The 16,191-nt window shown below is 67.6% G+C and carries 20 protein-coding genes and 1 other RNA gene; 14 read left to right on the top strand and 7 right to left on the bottom strand.

All coding sequences use genetic code 11. The annotated features are described in order from the left end of the window. Nucleotides 1-137 precede the first annotated feature (137 nt). From hutI to smpB, 5 genes are all read left to right on the top strand, one after another. Complete coding sequence (gene hutI / locus WBL06_RS04675; RefSeq protein WP_424454811.1) at nt 138-1,286, top strand: imidazolonepropionase; 1,149 nt, start codon at nt 138-140, stop codon at nt 1,284-1,286. A 34-nt stretch (nt 1,287-1,320) separates the two neighbouring features. Further along, complete coding sequence (locus tag WBL06_RS04670) at nt 1,321-1,470, top strand: hypothetical protein (RefSeq protein WP_424454810.1); 150 nt, start codon at nt 1,321-1,323, stop codon at nt 1,468-1,470. A gap of 52 nt (nt 1,471-1,522) precedes the next feature. Further along, complete coding sequence (ftsE, locus tag WBL06_RS04665; RefSeq protein ID WP_424454809.1) at nt 1,523-2,521, top strand: cell division ATP-binding protein FtsE; 999 nt, start codon at nt 1,523-1,525, stop codon at nt 2,519-2,521. Continuing rightward, nucleotides 2,518-3,429, top strand: coding sequence for a permease-like cell division protein FtsX (gene ftsX / locus WBL06_RS04660; protein ID WP_424454808.1), 912 nt, complete (start codon nt 2,518-2,520; stop codon nt 3,427-3,429). The genes ftsE and ftsX overlap by 4 nt, the downstream gene beginning before the upstream one ends. Before the next feature lie 81 nt (nt 3,430-3,510). Continuing rightward, nucleotides 3,511-3,987 carry an SsrA-binding protein SmpB gene (smpB, locus tag WBL06_RS04655; RefSeq protein WP_191281454.1) on the top strand — a complete coding sequence of 159 codons (477 nt, stop codon included), beginning with the start codon at nt 3,511-3,513 and terminating at the stop codon, nt 3,985-3,987. On the opposite strand, the gene WBL06_RS04650 is transcribed toward smpB, so the two are convergent. After that, nucleotides 3,988-4,512, bottom strand: coding sequence for a hypothetical protein (locus tag WBL06_RS04650; RefSeq protein ID WP_424454807.1), 525 nt, complete (start codon nt 4,510-4,512; stop codon nt 3,988-3,990). A gap of 18 nt (nt 4,513-4,530) precedes the next feature. On the opposite strand from WBL06_RS04650, the gene WBL06_RS04645 reads away from it, so the two are divergent. Together WBL06_RS04645 and WBL06_RS04640 are read left to right on the top strand one after the other, a co-directional pair. Beyond that, a complete protein-coding gene (locus WBL06_RS04645) occupies nt 4,531-5,181 on the top strand; it encodes a hypothetical protein (RefSeq protein ID WP_424454806.1) in 651 nt (216 codons plus the stop codon). Between the two features lie 9 nt (nt 5,182-5,190). Next, nucleotides 5,191-5,832 carry a hypothetical protein gene (locus WBL06_RS04640; protein ID WP_424454805.1) on the top strand — a complete coding sequence of 214 codons (642 nt, stop codon included), beginning with the start codon at nt 5,191-5,193 and terminating at the stop codon, nt 5,830-5,832. Nucleotides 5,833-5,834: 2 nt separating this feature from the next. On the opposite strand, the gene WBL06_RS04635 is transcribed toward WBL06_RS04640, so the two are convergent. After that, nucleotides 5,835-6,524 carry an SIMPL domain-containing protein gene (locus tag WBL06_RS04635; protein ID WP_424454804.1) on the bottom strand — a complete coding sequence of 230 codons (690 nt, stop codon included), beginning with the start codon at nt 6,522-6,524 and terminating at the stop codon, nt 5,835-5,837. Nucleotides 6,525-6,655: 131 nt separating this feature from the next. Here WBL06_RS04635 and ssrA point away from each other — a divergent pair. Beyond that, nucleotides 6,656-7,025, top strand: a transfer-messenger RNA (tmRNA) gene (gene ssrA / locus WBL06_RS04630). Between the two features lie 62 nt (nt 7,026-7,087). Here ssrA and WBL06_RS04625 read toward each other — a convergent pair. Continuing rightward, a complete protein-coding gene (locus tag WBL06_RS04625) occupies nt 7,088-8,029 on the bottom strand; it encodes a LysR family transcriptional regulator (RefSeq protein ID WP_424454803.1) in 942 nt (313 codons plus the stop codon). Between the two features lie 71 nt (nt 8,030-8,100). Between WBL06_RS04625 and WBL06_RS04620 the strand changes: the two genes are divergently transcribed. Together WBL06_RS04620 and WBL06_RS04615 are read left to right on the top strand one after the other, a co-directional pair. Beyond that, nucleotides 8,101-9,096: a DUF1852 domain-containing protein gene (locus WBL06_RS04620; RefSeq protein ID WP_424454802.1), complete on the top strand. Its 996-nt coding sequence runs from the start codon at nt 8,101-8,103 to the stop codon at nt 9,094-9,096. Beyond that, nucleotides 9,093-10,133 carry a methionine synthase gene (locus tag WBL06_RS04615; protein WP_424454801.1) on the top strand — a complete coding sequence of 347 codons (1,041 nt, stop codon included), beginning with the start codon at nt 9,093-9,095 and terminating at the stop codon, nt 10,131-10,133. The genes WBL06_RS04620 and WBL06_RS04615 overlap by 4 nt, the downstream gene beginning before the upstream one ends. 15 nt (nt 10,134-10,148) lie before the next feature. Here WBL06_RS04615 and WBL06_RS04610 read toward each other — a convergent pair whose 3' ends face one another. Together WBL06_RS04610 and WBL06_RS04605 are read right to left on the bottom strand one after the other, a co-directional pair. Next, nucleotides 10,149-10,523 carry a nuclear transport factor 2 family protein gene (locus tag WBL06_RS04610; RefSeq protein WP_424454800.1) on the bottom strand — a complete coding sequence of 125 codons (375 nt, stop codon included), beginning with the start codon at nt 10,521-10,523 and terminating at the stop codon, nt 10,149-10,151. After that, the gene (locus WBL06_RS04605; protein ID WP_424454799.1) at nt 10,520-10,888 is read right to left on the bottom strand and encodes a cupin domain-containing protein; all 369 of its coding nucleotides are present in this window, start codon (nt 10,886-10,888) and stop codon (nt 10,520-10,522) included. Before WBL06_RS04605 ends, WBL06_RS04610 begins: the two co-directional genes overlap by 4 nt. Before the next feature lie 88 nt (nt 10,889-10,976). Between WBL06_RS04605 and WBL06_RS04600 the strand changes: the two genes are divergently transcribed. Together WBL06_RS04600 and WBL06_RS04595 are read left to right on the top strand one after the other, a co-directional pair. Further along, nucleotides 10,977-11,561 (top strand): TetR/AcrR family transcriptional regulator, encoded by a 585-nt coding sequence (locus tag WBL06_RS04600; RefSeq protein ID WP_424454798.1) that lies wholly within the window; start codon nt 10,977-10,979, stop codon nt 11,559-11,561. A 42-nt stretch (nt 11,562-11,603) separates the two neighbouring features. After that, nucleotides 11,604-12,557: an ABC transporter ATP-binding protein gene (locus WBL06_RS04595; protein WP_424454797.1), complete on the top strand. Its 954-nt coding sequence runs from the start codon at nt 11,604-11,606 to the stop codon at nt 12,555-12,557. Here WBL06_RS04595 and WBL06_RS04590 read toward each other — a convergent pair. Next, nucleotides 12,447-13,388: a DMT family transporter gene (locus tag WBL06_RS04590; protein WP_424454796.1), complete on the bottom strand. Its 942-nt coding sequence runs from the start codon at nt 13,386-13,388 to the stop codon at nt 12,447-12,449. The genes WBL06_RS04595 and WBL06_RS04590 overlap by 111 nt on opposite strands. A 48-nt stretch (nt 13,389-13,436) precedes the next feature. Between WBL06_RS04590 and WBL06_RS04585 the strand changes: the two genes are divergently transcribed. Together WBL06_RS04585 and WBL06_RS04580 are read left to right on the top strand one after the other, a co-directional pair. Continuing rightward, entirely contained in the window at nt 13,437-14,126 is a 690-nt protein-coding gene (locus WBL06_RS04585) for a lysophospholipid acyltransferase family protein (RefSeq protein ID WP_424454795.1), read from the top strand. Continuing rightward, entirely contained in the window at nt 14,123-15,361 is a 1,239-nt protein-coding gene (locus WBL06_RS04580; protein WP_424454794.1) for an FAD-binding protein, read from the top strand. Before WBL06_RS04585 ends, WBL06_RS04580 begins: the two co-directional genes overlap by 4 nt. Nucleotides 15,362-15,418: 57 nt before the next feature. Here the strand turns inward: WBL06_RS04580 and WBL06_RS04575 are convergent, their stop codons facing one another. Then, on the bottom strand, nt 15,419-16,054 hold the full coding sequence (locus WBL06_RS04575) for a GntR family transcriptional regulator (protein WP_424454793.1): 636 nt from the start codon (nt 16,052-16,054) through the stop codon (nt 15,419-15,421). Nucleotides 16,055-16,191 lie beyond the last annotated feature (137 nt).

The following is a 16,191-nucleotide window of genomic DNA, read 5'->3' as shown; positions in this document are numbered from 1 at the left end:
GACCAGGCCTGGCTCGCCGCCTCGGCGGCCGACGTCACCGACGTCGTGGTGGGCGGGCGCCGCGTCGTCGAGGCCGGGGCGCATCCGCTCGACGATGTCGGGGCCTTGCTGGCCCAGGCGATCGGGGAGGTCGACGAATGAGAACGCTGCTGGTCACCGGCATCGGAGAGCTGACGACGTGGGACGACGGCCGCCCGGTGCGCTCCGACGCCGCCGTGGTACTCGACGACGGCGTCGTCGCTTGGACGGGAGACGCCCGTCACGCCCCCGACGCCGACGAGCGGCTCGACGTCGACGGCGCCGCGGTGATCCCGGGCTTCGTCGACAGCCACACCCACCTGATGTTCGCCGGCGACCGTGCCGACGAGTTCGCCGCGCGGATGGCGGGGGAGTCGTACACCGCGGGCGGCATCCAACGCACCGTCGAGGCCACCCGCGCAGCGAGCGACGACGAGCTGCTTGTCAACGCGCGGCGGCTGCTCGCCGAACTGCGGGCTCAGGGCACGACCACCGTCGAGATCAAGTCGGGCTACGGGCTCACCGTCGATGACGAAGCCCGCGCCCTGCGGCTCGCCCGCTCCCTCACGCCTGAGACGACATTCCTCGGCGCCCACGTCGTGCCGGCCGAGTACGCCGACGATCGCGACGCCTACCTCGACCTCGTCACAGGGTCGATGCTCGACGCCTGCGCGCCGCACGCCCGGTGGATCGACGTGTTCTGCGACCGCGGCGCCTTCACCGTCGACGAGAGCCGTCGAGTGCTCGAGGCCGGCATCGCCCGCGGGCTCGGGGCGCGCCTGCACGGAGCGCAACTCGAACCGTCGGCCGCCGTCGAACTCGCCGTCGACCTCGGCGCGGCGAGCGTCGACCACGCCACCTTCCTCTCCGACCGCGACGTCGAGCTGCTCGCGGGTTCGTCGACCGTCGCGACGCTGCTGCCGGGAGCCGAATTCTCGACGCGCCAGCCCTACCCTTCCGGCCGCCGACTGCTGGATGCCGGGGTGACGATCGCTCTCGCGACGGACTGCAATCCCGGATCGTCGTACACGACATCCCTGCCCTTCTGCATCGCCCTCGCCGTGCGCGAGATGGGACTCACCGTGCCGGAGGCTTTGCGCGCGGCGACGCTCGGCGGGGCCGCCGCCCTGCGGCGCGACGACGTCGGCCATCTGCGGCCCGGCGCGACCGGCGGGCTCGTGGTGCTCGACGCCCCCTCGGCGGTGCACCTCGCGTACCGTCCGGGAGTGCCGCTCGTCCAACGCGTCGCGGGCGGGGTTGCGGCTTAGCCTGATCGGGTGACCGACATCGCGCCACCTGTGAATGAGACTTCTGGCCGAAAACGGCGTCTCCCTCGGCTGGAGCCTCATCGTCGTGATGGCTGCTCCGGTCGTCACCATCGTCGGTTTCGAATCGATCGGTCACCGCCGTATGGCCGCAGCCCTCGAGCGAACCCTCGCGGAGGTCTCGTAGGGGGAGTGTCGCACCCGGAATCGCGCGGATGCCGACTTAGCCTGAGCAAGTCATGATCCTGTTCGACGGCGTCACCAAGACCTACCCCGGCACCTCCCGCCCCGCGCTCAACGCGGTGACGCTTGAGGTGCTCAAGGGCGAGTTCGTGTTCCTCGTCGGCGCCTCCGGATCGGGCAAGTCGTCGTTCCTGCGGCTCGTGCTCAAGGAAGACCGGCCGACGAAGGGCAAGATCTTCGTGCTCGGCCAGGATCTCGGGGCGATCTCGAGCAGCAAGGTGCCGTACTTTCGGCGCAGCCTCGGCGTCGTGTTCCAAGACTTCCGGCTGCTGCCCAACAAGACCGTCTTCGACAACGTCGCGTTCAGCCTCCAGGTGATCGGCAAGAGCAAGGGCTTCATCCAGGAGGCCGTTCCCGACGTGCTCAAGATGGTGGGGCTCGGCGGCAAGCAGAACCGCTACCCCCATGAACTCTCCGGCGGTGAGCAGCAGCGTGTCGCGATCGCACGTGCCGTCGTGAACAAGCCCGCCATCCTTCTCGCCGACGAGCCGACCGGAAACCTCGACCCGGCGACGAGCGCGGGCATCATGACCCTGCTCGCGACGATCAACGCGAACGGCACGACCGTGCTGATGGCCACCCATGACGCGGGCATCGTCGACCAGATGAAGCGCCGCGTGATCGAACTGGTCGGCGGCCAGATCGTGCGCGACGAGCGGCAGGGCGGCTACCAGACCACCTCGATGCCGATCGTGAAGTCGGCGCGGCCCGAACCGTCGTTCGACGACCTCGCCGCCGCGGTTCCCGACCCGCGACCGGAGCCCGAGAAGGCGCCCAGGGCGCGACCGTTGCTCGACCCGGAGCCGGAGCCGGAGCCGGAGCCGGAGCCCGAGCCCGAGCCCGAGCCGACGCCGGAGTCCGTGCCGGTGACCGTGTCGGCGACTCCCACCGTCGAGCCCATCTCCACCGGCCGGGGCACCGTCATCCCCGAACCCGGCAGCGGGCCGCCGCCCGGCTTCCAGTGGCCGACCGCACCCCCGCGGGAGGAGCGATGAGACTCGCGCTCGTGCTCGGCGAGGTCGCCCAGGGGTTGCGGCGCAACCTCTCGATGGTCGTCTCGGTCGTGCTGGTCACCTTCATCTCGCTCACCTTCGTCGGCACTGCGATCCTTTTGCAGTTCCAGATCAACCAGATGAAGGGCTACTGGTACGAGCGGTCGCAGGTGGCCGTCTACCTCTGCACGAGTTTCGACGGCGGGCCGTGCGAGGAGCAAGCCGCGACGCAGAGTCAGATCGATGCGGTCGAGAACGAGCTCAGCGGCGCGACGCTCGCGCCCTACATCGAACAGGTCGAGTTCGAGACCCGGGAGCAGGCGTACCAGAACGTGCTCGAGCAGTGGGAGGGCACGGCGATCGCCGAACTCGCGAGCCCCGAGATCCTGCCCGAGTCGTTCCGGGTGAAACTCGTCGACCCCAACCAGGCCGAGATCGTGATCGACCAGATCAGCGGCATGCCGGGAGTGTTCGAGGTGAAGGACGCGCGGGCGTTCCTGGAACCGATCTTCACGATGATCAACACCCTCAGCCTGAGTGCCGTCGGCATCGCCGCGCTCATGCTGATCGCCGCCGCGCTGCTCATCTCGACGACGATCCGGCTGTCGGCCTTCTCACGACGGCGGGAGATCTCGATCATGCGGCTCGTCGGTGCGTCGAACCGCTTCATCGAGACGCCATTCATTCTCGAGGGGGTCTTCGCCGCACTCATCGGCTCCGCGTTGGCGGGCGTCGCGCTCATCGCCCTCACCGAGTTCTTCGTCGGCGGCTACCTCGCGGGGGAGATCACGACGATCGGCTTCGTCGGCACGAGCGACGCCCTCGTTGTGGCCCCCATGCTGCTGGGTCTCGGCGCCGTGCTCGCCGCGCTCTCGGCAGCCGTCGCCATCCGCCGCTATCTGAAAGCGTGAGCCGACTCGCATCCGGTTAGACTGGGCGGCTGCTCGGCGCTAGCTACCGCTGGGGCTACGGATGCGAAGGAGGTGAGCAGGATGCCGAAGGAACAGGGTCAGAAGGTCGTCGCGACGAACCGCAAGGCGCGTCACGACTACACGATCGAAGACACCTATGAAGCGGGTCTGGTGCTCACCGGCACCGAGGTGAAGTCGCTGCGCGCCGGCCGGGCGTCGCTCGTCGACGGCTACGCCTTCATCGACGGCAACGAAGCCTGGCTGGATGCCGTGCACATTCCGGAGTACACGGAAGGCACCTGGACGAACCACCCGCCGCGGCGCAAGCGGAAGCTGCTGCTGCACAAGGCGCAGATCATCAAGATCTCGCACAAGACGAAGGAGGGCGGGTACACCCTCATCCCGCTCTCGATCTACTTTCTCGACGGTCGGGCGAAGGTTGAGATCGCGGTGGCAAAGGGTAAGCGCGAGTACGACAAGCGCCACGCGCTGCGGGAGCGTCAGGACAAGCGCGAAGCCGCCCGGGCGATGTCGACCCGCACCAACCGCGGCGAATAGTCAGGGCATCGGGCGGTAGAGGTCCTCGACCAGGTCGGCGCCCTCGTCGTGTGCGATGACGCACCGCGTCTCGGTCACGCCGGCGGCGTAATCGCCGGGGGAGGGCAGGGCGATCGCGCCGGCCGAGTAGTCGCGCTTGTCGAGATCTTCATCGAGGAACAGTCGGTACTCGAGGTAGCGGTCGCAGACGGCGTCACCGAATGCCTCAAGCGCTCCGCCGGTCAGCGCGTAGAGGTCGTCGTCGAGTTCGAGGTCGGCCGTCGCGAAGACCTGCTGGGGATGCGGCTGCCCGCAGGGCACGACGGTGTACTCGTCGAGATCGAGGGCTGATTCGGCGAGGCACGACCCGGGACGCAGCTCGGCCGCGGCGGTCAGGCCGGTCGGAATCGCCGGCACCCGGGTGGCCACCCGGAAGGCGACGACCGCGCTGAGAGCGATGACGACGACGCCGAAGGCGATGAGGCCGACACGCGCCCACGACGGCAGCTTGCCCCACCAGCCGAGGGGGGCCGTGTCGTCGCTCACAGCGATACGGTATCGGATGTGGAGAGCCTTCCCGCAGGGCGCGGCCTCGAGATCGCGACGGCGATCGCGCTCGGAATCGTCTCGGTCGTCACGGCCCTCGGCGTGCTCCAGGCGAGCGTGTGGAACAGCGACGCCGGCCGCTTCGCCACCGACTCGGCGGATGCTCGCGATCAGAGCATCTCGGTCGCCGTCGTCGCGCAGCTCAAACAGCGGGCCGACCTCGGCGCGATGTACGAAGCCGAGCGTCTCGCCCGCCTCCAGGACGAAGCACTCGCGGCGGGCGACGAGCTCGAGGTCCTCGAGCTCGACAGCGACATCTCCGGCGCCCTCGCCACGGTCTACGTCGACGGAGCCTCGGAGCTCTTCGCCGAGTGGCGCTCGGCGGGCTTCCCCGCCGACGGCAACCCGGCGGCATCCGCCGATTACCTCGTGCAGAATCAGGGCGAAGCCGACGCCCTCACCCTCGCCTCCCAGCGTCTCGGCGACCTGGGCAAGCAGCTCGCCGGCCGTGCCGCGATCTTCGGGCAGGCGTCGCTCGTGCACGCCCTCGCGCTCTTCCTCTTCGGTGTCGCGGGAATCAACCGACTGCGCACGACCCGCTACATCACGCTCGCGATGGGCGGAAGTGTCTTCCTGTTCGGGCTGCTGCTCATGTCCACGGCGTACTGAGGCGAGGCGATGGCAGAAGAACGGATGCGCGCCGCGCTCGAGATCGCGACGGCGATTTTGCTTGGCCTCGTCTCGGTCGCGACGGCTTTCGGTGCCTACCAGGCCTCGGAATGGTCGCAGCAGGCGGGGCGGTATGAGTCGATCGCCGGCCAGTTGCGCGACGTGAGCCTCAGCGGCTTCATCGCGTCGGATCTCGCCGCCTTCGACGACGGGGAGCGCATCTTCGCGGCGCTCGATCTCGAGTTCGAGATCATCACCGGCACCGCCACCGATGTCGAGGGTATCCGCGACCAGCAGGATGCCATCCTGAGCGCCGCCACCCCCGGGGTGCTTGACGACTGGCACGAGTTCCTCGAGGGTGGCTATCAGGCCGACGATCTGCCGACTCAGAGCTCGCAGTATGCCGCCGTGGTGTTCGCGCCCACCTATTCGGCCAACGCCGCCTCCACTGTCGCCTTCGAGATCGCCGAGTCGCTCGACGCGCGCAGCTTGCAACAGACCATCGCCGCCGTCGTGTTCGCACTCTCGCTGCTGCTGCTCGGTGTCGCCGGGACCAACGCGTCGATCAAAGTCTCCTTCGCCCTTACCCTGGGCGGCGCCGGGGCCTTCGCGGTGGGGGTCGTGATCTCGGCGCTCGCGGCGATCGGCTAGCTCTAGCGCGCGAGGAACCGAGCGTCGACGCTCGCCGACACCTCGATGCGGTCGGGCGTGAACGTCAACGGCGTACCGCCGCCCTGCGCATCCATCGCCATCATCATCTTGCCGGCGCCCCGCTGCATCGGCTGCGGTCCGCCGCCCGACGGGCCGTCGCCGAGCATCCCCGGGTCGGCGAGCGCGAGCGCGGTGACTGTCGAGAGGCCTGCGGCCCGCGCGTACGTGGTCGCCTTGACGGTGGCATCCTGTACGGCCTTGGTCTGGATGTCGCTCGTCACCGCCAGCCGGCGCTCTTCGGTGAGATCCCAGGTGATCGACGCGATCGTCACGCCGGTGACGGTGGCGAAGCGCTCGACGAAGGCGCTGAGCGCGTCGAAATCCTGAAAGCGGGCGGATGCCGACAACGCCGCGTAGAACACCGGTGCGAGCTGCTTGCCCTCGTTGTTCCACGGGCGGTTCGACCACACGCTCACCCGGTCGCTCGACCAGCGGGTCACCGCTGTGCCCTCCAGGTCGCCGAGGGCCGCAGTCACCTGCGCGCCGACGCTCGTCGTCGCCTCAAAGACGGGCTCGCGCTTCGGCCCGTCGTGCTGCACGGTCACGTTGACGGTCGCGCGTTCGGCGTCGAACCACTCTGACGCGGTGCCCTGCACGGTGATGATGGTCTCGACTGGGTTGATCGAACTCATGGCGCAATCCTTGCATCCGACGTAGACTGAGAGGCTGCCTGCGGGCAGTTGACAACTCCACAGCGTGCGACAACGGCCTCCCTGCTAGCCACACTCGCCCTCCGGGCGACGAAGCGGTTCAGGGACTCCATGGGGATGATCGGTTTCGACATCGTCTGTGAAGCTGCGAGAAGCGGGCCGAGGATGAGGGGTTATCTCGTAAACGATCTCCTCAAAAAACAGGTGCCGATGCTAATCGCGCCGACTACGCTCTCGCCGCCTAAGGCGTAGACCGTGTCCGTCAGACCGGGTGTGTCCTCGCCCCGGACCCTGGCGTCATCTAGAGGACTTGCTGCGAACCTGAGTCTCAGGGGCTCGCGGGACTTTTACTGAGGCTGGGCTCGTCGACCTAGATGCTCGTGGCAAAGGTCGGAGCCGAGTAGAATGCTCTCACGAGCTGCGCCCGGAGAATGCGCAGGTCCTCAGCGATGGACGGGGGTTCAATTCCCCCCATCTCCACCCAATGCCGTCAACGCTTGCCGTTGGCGGTAGCGAGCCGTTGTCGCACGTTGTGTATTCTCGCCCTAGCCGAGGAGTTCCACGCCGAACCCTGCGACAACTTCCCTCACTTCCGCGAGGTATCGCTGTGCCTGCCCCGTGAGCGGGATCGCGGAATGGCCGATCCAGCCGATCTCGATGCGTTCGTCGACGTCGAGCGGGATGGCGACGATCTCCGGGTCGAGGTCGTCGCTGATGATGCCGGTCGAGATCGTGTAGCCGTCGAGTCCGATCATCAGGTTGAAGATCGTCGCCCGGTCGGAGACCCGGATCTCTTGCTTGCTCGACAAGGTGGAGAGAATCTCCTCGGCGAAGTAGAAGGAGTTGTTCGCCCCCTGGTCGAAGGTGAGCCGCGGCAGGTCGGCGAGATCGGCGAGGGTCGCGCGATCGCGAGAGGCGAGGGGGTTCCTCCGGGAGATGAAGATGTGCGGCTTGGCGACGAAGAGCGGGTGGAAGGCGAGCCCGGAGTCGCGGAGCAGCTTGTCGATGACGTTCCGGTTGAAGTCGTTGCGGTAGAGGATGCCCAGCTCGCTGCGGAGCGTCCGAACATCCTCGATGATGTCCCAGGTGCGCGTCTCGCGCAGCGAGAACTCGTATTCGGCTGCCTCGGTGCCCTTGACCATCCGCACGAATGCGTCGACCGCGAACGAGTAGTGCTGCGCCGAGACCCCGAGCAGTCGTCGCGACGGCGGTCGACCGAGGTAGCGCTGTTCGAGGAGGGCTACCTGTTCGACGACCTGTCGGGCGTACCCGAGGAACTCCGCCCCATCGGTGGTGAGCGTAACCCCGCGGGCGGAGCGAACGAGGAGGGCGCGTCCTACCCGGCTCTCGAGGTCTTTCATCGCCGCGGACATGGTCGGCTGGGCGACATAGAGGAGGTCGGCGGCCGCGGTGATCGAGCCCTCCGCGGCGACCTCGATGAAGGAGTGGAGCTGCTGCAGGGTGATGCCGCTCGATCGCCTAGCCATAGGGAAAGGCTATAGGAACGCATAGTGGAGCCGGATTACCCGATATCCACGAGCCCGAGCACCATGAACTCATGGCGAGCGACTTCACCTTCAGCATCACCACCACCCGTTTCGACGAGGACTACGCGCCGTCGGCGAGCTCGCGGGCCACCACGAACTTCGCCAATCTCGCCCGGGGCGAGCACCGTCAGCAGAATCTCCGCAACGCCCTGACGATGATCGACGGCCGATTCAACGACCTCGCGCACTGGGACAACCCGGACGGCGACCGCTACACCGTGGAGCTCGAGATCGTCTCCGTGGGCCTGCAGTTCACCGCGGGCGGCCAGGCTCAGGAGTTCCCGTTGCTCGAGTTCCTCGACATCCAGATCGTCGACCGGCGCACCGGCGCTCGCACCGACGGCATCGTCGGGAACAACTTCTCGTCGTACGTCCGCGACTACGACTTCAGCGTGTTGCTGCCGGCATTCAAGAAGGAAGCCGCGCCCGGTGCCACCGTCCCCGAAGACTTCGGCGATCTGCACGGCAAGCTGTTCGAGCGCTTCCTCGACTCCCTCGCGTACCGGGAGCGGTTCCCCAACCCGCCCGTGATCTGCATCAGCGTCTCGACGAGCCGCACGTATCGTCGCACCGAAAACGTCCACCCGATCCTCGGCGTCGAGTACCGCCAAGACGAGTCCTCGCTGACCGACGAGTACTTCGGGAAGATGGGGCTGCACGTCCGGTACTTCATGCCGCGCGGGGCCGTGGCGCCGCTCGCGTTCTACTTCCGCGGCGATCTGCTCGGCGACTACTCCAACCTGCAGCTCATCGGCACGATCAGCACGATGGAGACGTTCCAGAAGATCTACCGACCCGAGATCTACAACGCCAACTCGGCCGCTGCGAGCGTCTACCGACCGACCCTGGATCAACAGGACTACTCGCGCACACAGATCTCCTACGACCGCGAGGAGCGCAGTCAGCTCGCGATCACGCAGGGGAAGTTCACGGAGGAGCACTTCATGAAGCCGCACGGGGACGTGCTCGAGCAGTGGGCCGCCGACTCCCTCGTCCGCGTCGCGTGACCGGCGGCCTCCTGCCCACCTCGATCGTCGGCAGCCTGCCGAAGCCGTCGTGGCTCGCCCAGCCGGAGACCCTCTGGTCTCCGTGGAAGTTGCAGGGCGACGAGCTGGTCGAGGGCAAGCAGGATGCGCTCCGCAGCGCCGTCCAGGAGCAGCGTCGGCGCGGCATCGACATCATCAGCGACGGTGAGCAGACCCGCCAGCACTTCGTCACGACGTTCATCGAGCATCTCAGCGGGGTCGATTTCGAGCAGCGCGAGACGGTTCGGATCCGCGATCGCTATGACGCGAGCGTGCCGACCGTCGTCGGGGCCGTGAGCCGCGAGAAGCCCGTCTTCGTCGACGATGCGAAGTTCCTCCGTCAGCAGACCGATCAGCCGATCAAGTGGGCGCTCCCCGGCCCGATGACGATGATCGACACGCTCTACGATCGCCACTACCAGAGCCGAGAGAAGCTGGCGTGGGAGTTCGCCAAGATCCTCAATCAGGAGGCGAAAGAACTCGAGGCGGCGGGGGTGGACATCATCCAGTTCGACGAGCCCTCCTTCAACGTCTTCTTCGACGAGATGCGGGACTGGGGGGTGGCGACGCTCGAAAGGGCGGCCGAGGGCCTCAGCGCGGAGACCGCCGTGCACATCTGCTACGGGTACGGGATCAAGGCGAACACCGATTGGAAGGCGACCCTCGGTTCGGAGTGGCGGCAGTACGAGGAGTCGTTCCCGCTCTTGCAACGGTCCACTCTCGACATCGTCTCGCTGGAGAGTCACAACTCCCGAGTGCCAATGGACCTCATCGAGCTCATCCGTGGCAAGAAGGTCATGCTCGGCGCGATCGACGTGGCAAGCGAGATGGTCGAAACCGCTGAGGAAGTCGCCGACACCCTCCGGAGGGCGCTCGCGTTCGTCGATCCGGACAAGCTCCTCCCGAGCACGAACTGCGGCATGGCGCCCTTGTCTCGCGGTGTTGCACTCGAGAAACTGAGCGCGCTGAGGGCGGGTGCGGACATCGTTCGCGAGGAGCTCACCGCTGCCAGGGCCTGACCGCGCGGCTGGCAGCTAGAAACTCTCCACCCACTGCGCCCGCCACTCGGGCGCCTCGAAGGCTTCGCTCCAGTAGGCCGTCTCCTTCTCGATCCTGCCGTCGCGGAACTCGAAGATGAACACGGTCTCGTAGGTCGGCCCGCCGTAGTCGAGGCTCGCTTCGAGGACGACGAGGTCGCCCGCACTCATCATGCGACGCGGGGTGATGGTGGGCAGCTGCGGGAACGAGCCGTAGATCGCTCGGCGGTTCTTCGCGCCGCGCACCCGTTCGCGTGATTGCGGCCAGTCCATCGTGGCGTCATCGTGGAACAACTCATCCATGACCTCGATCTTGCGATCGTTAAGGCCGGCGATCAGCCGTTCGATCTGAGCTTCGTTGTGGGTGGTCATGCGATGGACGTCGGTTGGGCGTAGTGACTCGCGCCATACCAGTCGACGACGACGACATCCTCCTCTCCGATCACCCAGGCGTCGTGACCGCTCGGCAGCGAGGTGACGTCACCGGCGACCGCGACATACTCGGTGCCGTCGTCCATGCGGATGCCGAGTTTTCCGCTGAGGTGGTACTGGAAGTGCGGTGCCTCGCAGCTCGCGGTGTTGACGAGCGGCTTCAGGTCGTTCGACCAGCGCCAGCCCGGGGCGAAGGTCAGTTTGCCCACCTCACCGCCGTCCATCGTCAGGATCTCGGCGCGGCCGTTGGGAAAGGTGCGCACCTCGTCGGGTTCGCCGAATGCGCGATGCTCTGAGCGTTTCATGTCGTGCTCCTTCTCTCCGTTGAGGCGGGTGGCAGTATCCTGACCTACTAGTAAGTCGAGTGTCAATGGATTCGCTAAGCTCGACGACGTGACCATTCAGGCGCAACCGATCGCAACCCGGGCGGGCGAGATCCTCGACGTCGCCGAACGCTTGGTACAGACCCGCGGATTCAACGCATTCAGCTACGCCGACATCGCCGCCGAACTCGGGGTCACCAAGCCGGCGCTGCACTACCACTTCCGCACCAAGGAAGCCCTCGGCGAGGCTCTGATCGCCCGCTACTCCGAGCGGTTCTTCCGCGAACTCGACCAGATCGCGACCGCCGACGAGGCAGCACCCGCGCGGGTTGCCCGCTACGTCGAGCTCTACCGCGCCGTTCTGCTGGCGAACCGGATGTGCCTGTGCGGGATCCTCGCCGCCGAATACCAGACCCTCCCCTCGAGCATGCGCAGTGCGGTGCGGGGATTCTTCGAGCGAAACGAGACGTGGCTCGCCAACGTTCTGCGTCAGGGAGTCGAGCATGGCGAGGTGACGGCGAGCGAACCGCTGGAGGACGCGGCACGACTCGTCATCGACACCCTCGAAGGTGCCATGATGATCGCCCGCGCGCACGACGGCCCCGAACGATTCGACAGCGCGAGCACCCGATTGATCGCGGGCCTCCTGCCCTGAGCGCGGGCCGCATCCTCTGCCTGGAGTAGGCGAATGCATTCCATGCCCACGCCGATCCTCTCCGTCCGCGACGTGCACAAGACGTACGGCACCGGACAGAACCGCTTCGACGCGCTCACGGGGGTGAGTTTCGAGGTTCCCGAGGGGCAGAGTGTCGCGATCGTCGGCAAGAGCGGGTCGGGCAAGTCGACGCTGATGCACATGCTCGCGCTGCTCGACGCCCCGACGAAGGGCACGATCGCGCTCGAAGGCGCCGACACCCGCAAGCTGCGCGGTTCCCGCCTCAACCGAACCCGCAACAAGACGTTCGGCTTCGTGTTCCAGCAGTTCTTCCTCACGCCGCGCGCCTCGGTGCTCGACAACGTCATCCTGCCGTTGAAGATCGCCGACAAGGCCGGCAACCGCGCCGTCGACCTGTCGGGCGGGCAGAAGCAACGTGCGGTGATCGCCCGCGCCCTCGTCAACAACCCGCGCATCATCTTCGCCGACGAGCCCACCGGCAACCTCGACTCGGTGACGGGAGCGATCGTCGAGGACATCCTGTTCGGGCCGGGTGTTCATCCGCGACGGCCTCCTGGTCGAAGACTCGATGGCGGTGGCGGCATGAAGGCCCTCGATCTGGTCGGCTCCGCCGTCTCGAACACGTTCCGGTCGAAGACCCGCACCGTGCTCACGGATCGGGGTCATCCTCGGGATGCTCGCTGGCGCAGGCATCAGCGCGGTCCTCGCCGACGGGCCGCTCGCCGGCCTGCCGGGCCTCACCCTGATCGCCTTCGACCCGGTGTCGATCGCCGTGATCGTGCTGATCGTGATGGGCATCGCATTCCTCGCCGGAACGCTGCCCGCCGCCCGGGCGGCGAAAGCCGACCCGGTGGAGTCGCTGCGCTACGAGTGACGCGGCTCCGGCGCGGGACGGGAGGCGGTCACTTCGGCGGTCGCCTCTTCCGGCCCCGCCGGAGCGACCGGCTCCGCGCGGCGCTTCGTGACGAGGTATGACCCCGACAGCACCAAGACGAAACCGATGATCGTCCAGACGGTGATCTCTTCGCCGAGGAAGATCGCCCCGGCGAGGATCGCCACAGCCGGGTTGACGTAGGTGATCGCCGTCGCGCGGAACGGCCCGATCTCGGTCACCAGCGCGACCATGAGGATGAACGCGAGCGCACTGCACACCACCGCGAGCACGACGATCGCGACGATCACCTCGGGCGAGGGCCACTCGGTGGGGAACGCTCCGGTGAGGGCGACGAACGGCACGTACACGATCGCGGCCGCGGCGAGGGAGACGGCCGTGATGCCGATGCCCGGCAGCTCGGGGATCCAGTGCGCCAGAATCGCCGGCCCCAGCGCGTAGCCGATCACGACGATCGCGATCTCGACGACCGCGATGAGGTCGGATCCGCCGATCTCGAACCCGACGAGGGCCCCGACACCCGCCATGCCGACCACGATGCCGAGCCAGTTGATCCAGGTGAGCCTCGCCCGGCGACCGAGCACGAACGCCACGCCGACCGCTGCGAGCGGCACCGCCGAGATGAGCAGACCTGCGGTCGACGAGGGGATGCGCTGCTCGGCCGAATTGAGGAAGTACCACGGCAGCACGATCTCGATCACGGTGAACGCGAGCATCGGCTTCCAGCGGCGCAGCACGGGCATGATCTCGTGCCGGAACGCCGCGATCGGCACCAGAAGTACCGCGGCGAGAGCGGCACGCGCGAGCACGACCGTCTGCGGTTCGAGCTCACTCACCGCGATCTTGATGAACAGATACGGGATGCCCCACGCGATGCCGAGGGCGACGAACAAGATCACACCGCGTCGCGTCACCGTCCCATCATGCCCCCCACCACCGACGGAGTCTGCTAAGCAAGGGGCGTGCGCTATTGGCTCGCGAAGAACCTCATCGTGGTACCCCTGCTGCGGTTGTTGTGGCGGTACGAGGTGCGCGGTGTGCACAACATCCCGAAGAAGGGTGCCGCGATCATGGCGAGCAACCATCTCGCCCTGCTCGACTCGGCGTTCGTCCCCGGGGCGATCCCGCGCCACGTGGCCTTCCTCGGCAAGGAGCAGTTGTTCACGGGCAAAGGGCTGCGGGCGCGGGTTGTGCGCAGCTTCATGCTCGCGATGGGGCAGCTCGAGATCGACCGCGGCGGGGGCTCGGCGTCGGCGTCGTCGCTCGGTGGCGGGGTGCACGTGCTACGTGCCGGCAAGCTGCTGGGCATCTATCCGGAAGGCACCCGCAGCCGGGACGGCCGGCTGCACCGCGGCCGCACCGGGATCGCGCGCCTGCTGCTCGACACCCCCGTGCCCGTGATCCCGGTCGCGATTTCTGGCAGCGACGAGATCCTGCCGCGCGGCGCGAAGTTTCCGAAGTTCGGCGGACGGGTGATCGTGACCTTCGGCGAACCGATGGACTTCTCGCGCTACGCCGGCCTCACCGAGGATCGCTTCGTGCTGCGCGCCATCACCGACGAGATCATGCACGAGATCAGACAGCTGAGCGGCCAGGAGTATGTCGACGTGTATGCGTCGAATGCGCGGCGCCCGGTGGCGACGACGACGTGACGGTCGCCGGGTCGACCTGGGCTGGCACCCACGAATTCGCAGCCGTGAAACTGGTCGAGGCACGCTCGATCGACGAGGTGTGCCAGGCCGTCGCCGCGGGCGGCCGGGTGCGGGCACTCGGCACGCGGCATTCGTTCCACGACCTCGCCGATACCGACGGCACGCTCGTCACGGTGACCGGCATCCCCGCCGACCCGGTGCTCGACGAGGTGAAGCGGCAGGTCACCGTAGGCGCGGGCACGCGGTACGGAGTGCTCGCCCGTTGGCTGGAAGACCGCGGCTGGGCGTTGCACAACCTCGGCTCGCTGCCGCACATCTCGATCGGCGGCGCGATCGCCACGGGAACCCACGGCTCCGGGCACGGCAACGGCAGTCTCGCGACGGCGGTGCGCGGCCTCGAGTACGTCGACGCCTCGGGAGCGCTCGTTGCGGTCGGAGTCGGCGATCCCGACTTTCCCGCCCTCGTGGTCGGCCTCGGCGCGTCCGGCATTGTCGTGCGCGTCACCTTGGCGATCGAGCCGACCTACCGGATGCGGCAAGACGTGTACTCGGGCCTGACCTGGGAGGCATTCCTCGCCGACCCCGACGCGGTCACGGGAGCCGGACACAGCGTGAGCGTGTTCACCACCTGGGACGACGACGCGGTCGGCGATGTGTGGGTCAAGTCGCGTCTCGACGCGTTCCGACCCCTCCCCGGCACACAACCGTACCGAAAGACGGCATCCCTCGTCGGATCGACCGAGAACCTCACTGAGCAGCTCGGGATTCCGGGCGCCTGGTGCGACCGACTGCCGCACTTCCGCCTCGACGCGACTCCCAGCAGCGGCGACGAGATCCAGAGCGAGTACTTCGTGGCGCGATCGGATGCCGCGGGCGCGCTCACCGCAGTGCGGCAGCTCGCCGACGACATCCGCCCGCATCTGCTGGTGAGCGAATTGCGCACCGTGCGCGCCGACGACCTCTGGCTGAGTGGCGCGTCCGGCCGGGACACGCTCGCGATCCACTTCACCTGGGCGAATCATCCGGATGCTGTGCGGGCGCTGCTCCCGCGCATCGAGGCCGTGCTCGCTCCGTTCGGTGCCCGCCCGCACTGGGGCAAGTGGCACACGATGGAGGCGGATGCCGTCGCCGCCGTCGTGCCACGCCTCGCCGACGCGCGCGCGGTCTTCGAGCGGCTCGACCCGCAGGACCGCTTCGCGAACGCGCACCTGCGCCGTCTCGGCGTGAGGGTCTGAGTCCCTTCTCGATGGTCGAGGTTCCGCGCAGCGGCGTGTCGAGACCGCGGAGGATCGTCAGCCGATCGTGCGGAGAGTATCGATGACGCTGCCCAGATGCGTGCGGGTCTCTGCTTCGGCGCGCGCGGCATCCCGGCTGGTGATCGCGTCGATGATCGCCGCATGCTCGGGAGCCGACACCGCGGCGCGGCCGGGGTAGAACGCGAGCCGGAACTGGTGGCGGACGCCCTGCGCGCGCAGCCGCTCGAGGATGCCGACGGCCGTCGGGTGGTGGGCGATCTCGCGGATGCGGCGATCGAGCTCCTGATTGAGGCGCGAGTACTCGAAGAGGTCGGACTGCGCGGCGCTGAGGATGTCGGACCGCAACCGGGTGAACTCGGCGATCTCGGCATCCGTGATGTTCTCGGCGGCTTTTGCCGCGCACAGGCCCTCGAGGCTCATGCGCACTTCGAGGATCTCGATCGCTTCGGCGAGGGGAATCGCCCGCACCCGAGAGCCGCGGTTGGGCAGCCGGTCGACTAGGCCCTCGGCGGCGAGTTCGAGCAAGGCCGTGCGAACAGCGGCTCGACTCGCGCCGTAGCTCGTGGAGAGGTCGGCTTCGATGAGGCGCTGATTGGGTGCGTACTCGCCCGAGACGATCGCCTCACGCAGCACCCTCGTCAGATCGGTGCGCGGCGCGGTCGTTGTGCCCATGGCGGTCATCCTAGTGGTGTGTCCCGGTTTTGGGTGCCTGGTTGAGGGCGACTCGGCCGCGGGCGACTTTCTCGAGGATGGATTCTGCTGAGGCGGTCCAGACGAGTGGGCGTGGTTCGTCGTTGTGCGCGTTCAGG

It is taken from the genome of Pseudolysinimonas sp., assembly GCF_049651805.1.
GTDB lineage: Bacteria > Actinomycetota > Actinomycetes > Actinomycetales > Microbacteriaceae > Pseudolysinimonas_A.
This window is presented reverse-complemented; position numbering and strand designations above follow the sequence as displayed.

Bases quoted from the DNA above. Each gene is read 5' to 3' on its own strand.
- hutI (WP_424454811.1), top strand. From the start codon at position 138: ATGAGAACGCTGCTGGTCACCGGCATCGGAGAGCTGACGACGTGGGAC.
- WBL06_RS04670 (WP_424454810.1), top strand. From the start codon at position 1,321: ATGAGACTTCTGGCCGAAAACGGCGTCTCCCTCGGCTGGAGCCTCATC.
- ftsE (WP_424454809.1), top strand. From the start codon at position 1,523: ATGATCCTGTTCGACGGCGTCACCAAGACCTACCCCGGCACCTCCCGC.
- ftsX (WP_424454808.1), top strand. From the start codon at position 2,518: ATGAGACTCGCGCTCGTGCTCGGCGAGGTCGCCCAGGGGTTGCGGCGC.
- smpB (WP_191281454.1), top strand. From the start codon at position 3,511: ATGCCGAAGGAACAGGGTCAGAAGGTCGTCGCGACGAACCGCAAGGCG.
- WBL06_RS04640 (WP_424454805.1), top strand. From the start codon at position 5,191: ATGGCAGAAGAACGGATGCGCGCCGCGCTCGAGATCGCGACGGCGATT.
- WBL06_RS04635 (WP_424454804.1), bottom strand. From the start codon at position 6,524: ATGAGTTCGATCAACCCAGTCGAGACCATCATCACCGTGCAGGGCACC.
- WBL06_RS04625 (WP_424454803.1), bottom strand. From the start codon at position 8,029: ATGGCTAGGCGATCGAGCGGCATCACCCTGCAGCAGCTCCACTCCTTC.
- WBL06_RS04620 (WP_424454802.1), top strand. From the start codon at position 8,101: ATGGCGAGCGACTTCACCTTCAGCATCACCACCACCCGTTTCGACGAG.
- WBL06_RS04610 (WP_424454800.1), bottom strand. From the start codon at position 10,523: ATGACCACCCACAACGAAGCTCAGATCGAACGGCTGATCGCCGGCCTT.
- WBL06_RS04605 (WP_424454799.1), bottom strand. From the start codon at position 10,888: ATGAAACGCTCAGAGCATCGCGCATTCGGCGAACCCGACGAGGTGCGC.
- WBL06_RS04595 (WP_424454797.1), top strand. From the start codon at position 11,604: ATGCCCACGCCGATCCTCTCCGTCCGCGACGTGCACAAGACGTACGGC.
- WBL06_RS04575 (WP_424454793.1), bottom strand. From the start codon at position 16,054: ATGGGCACAACGACCGCGCCGCGCACCGATCTGACGAGGGTGCTGCGT.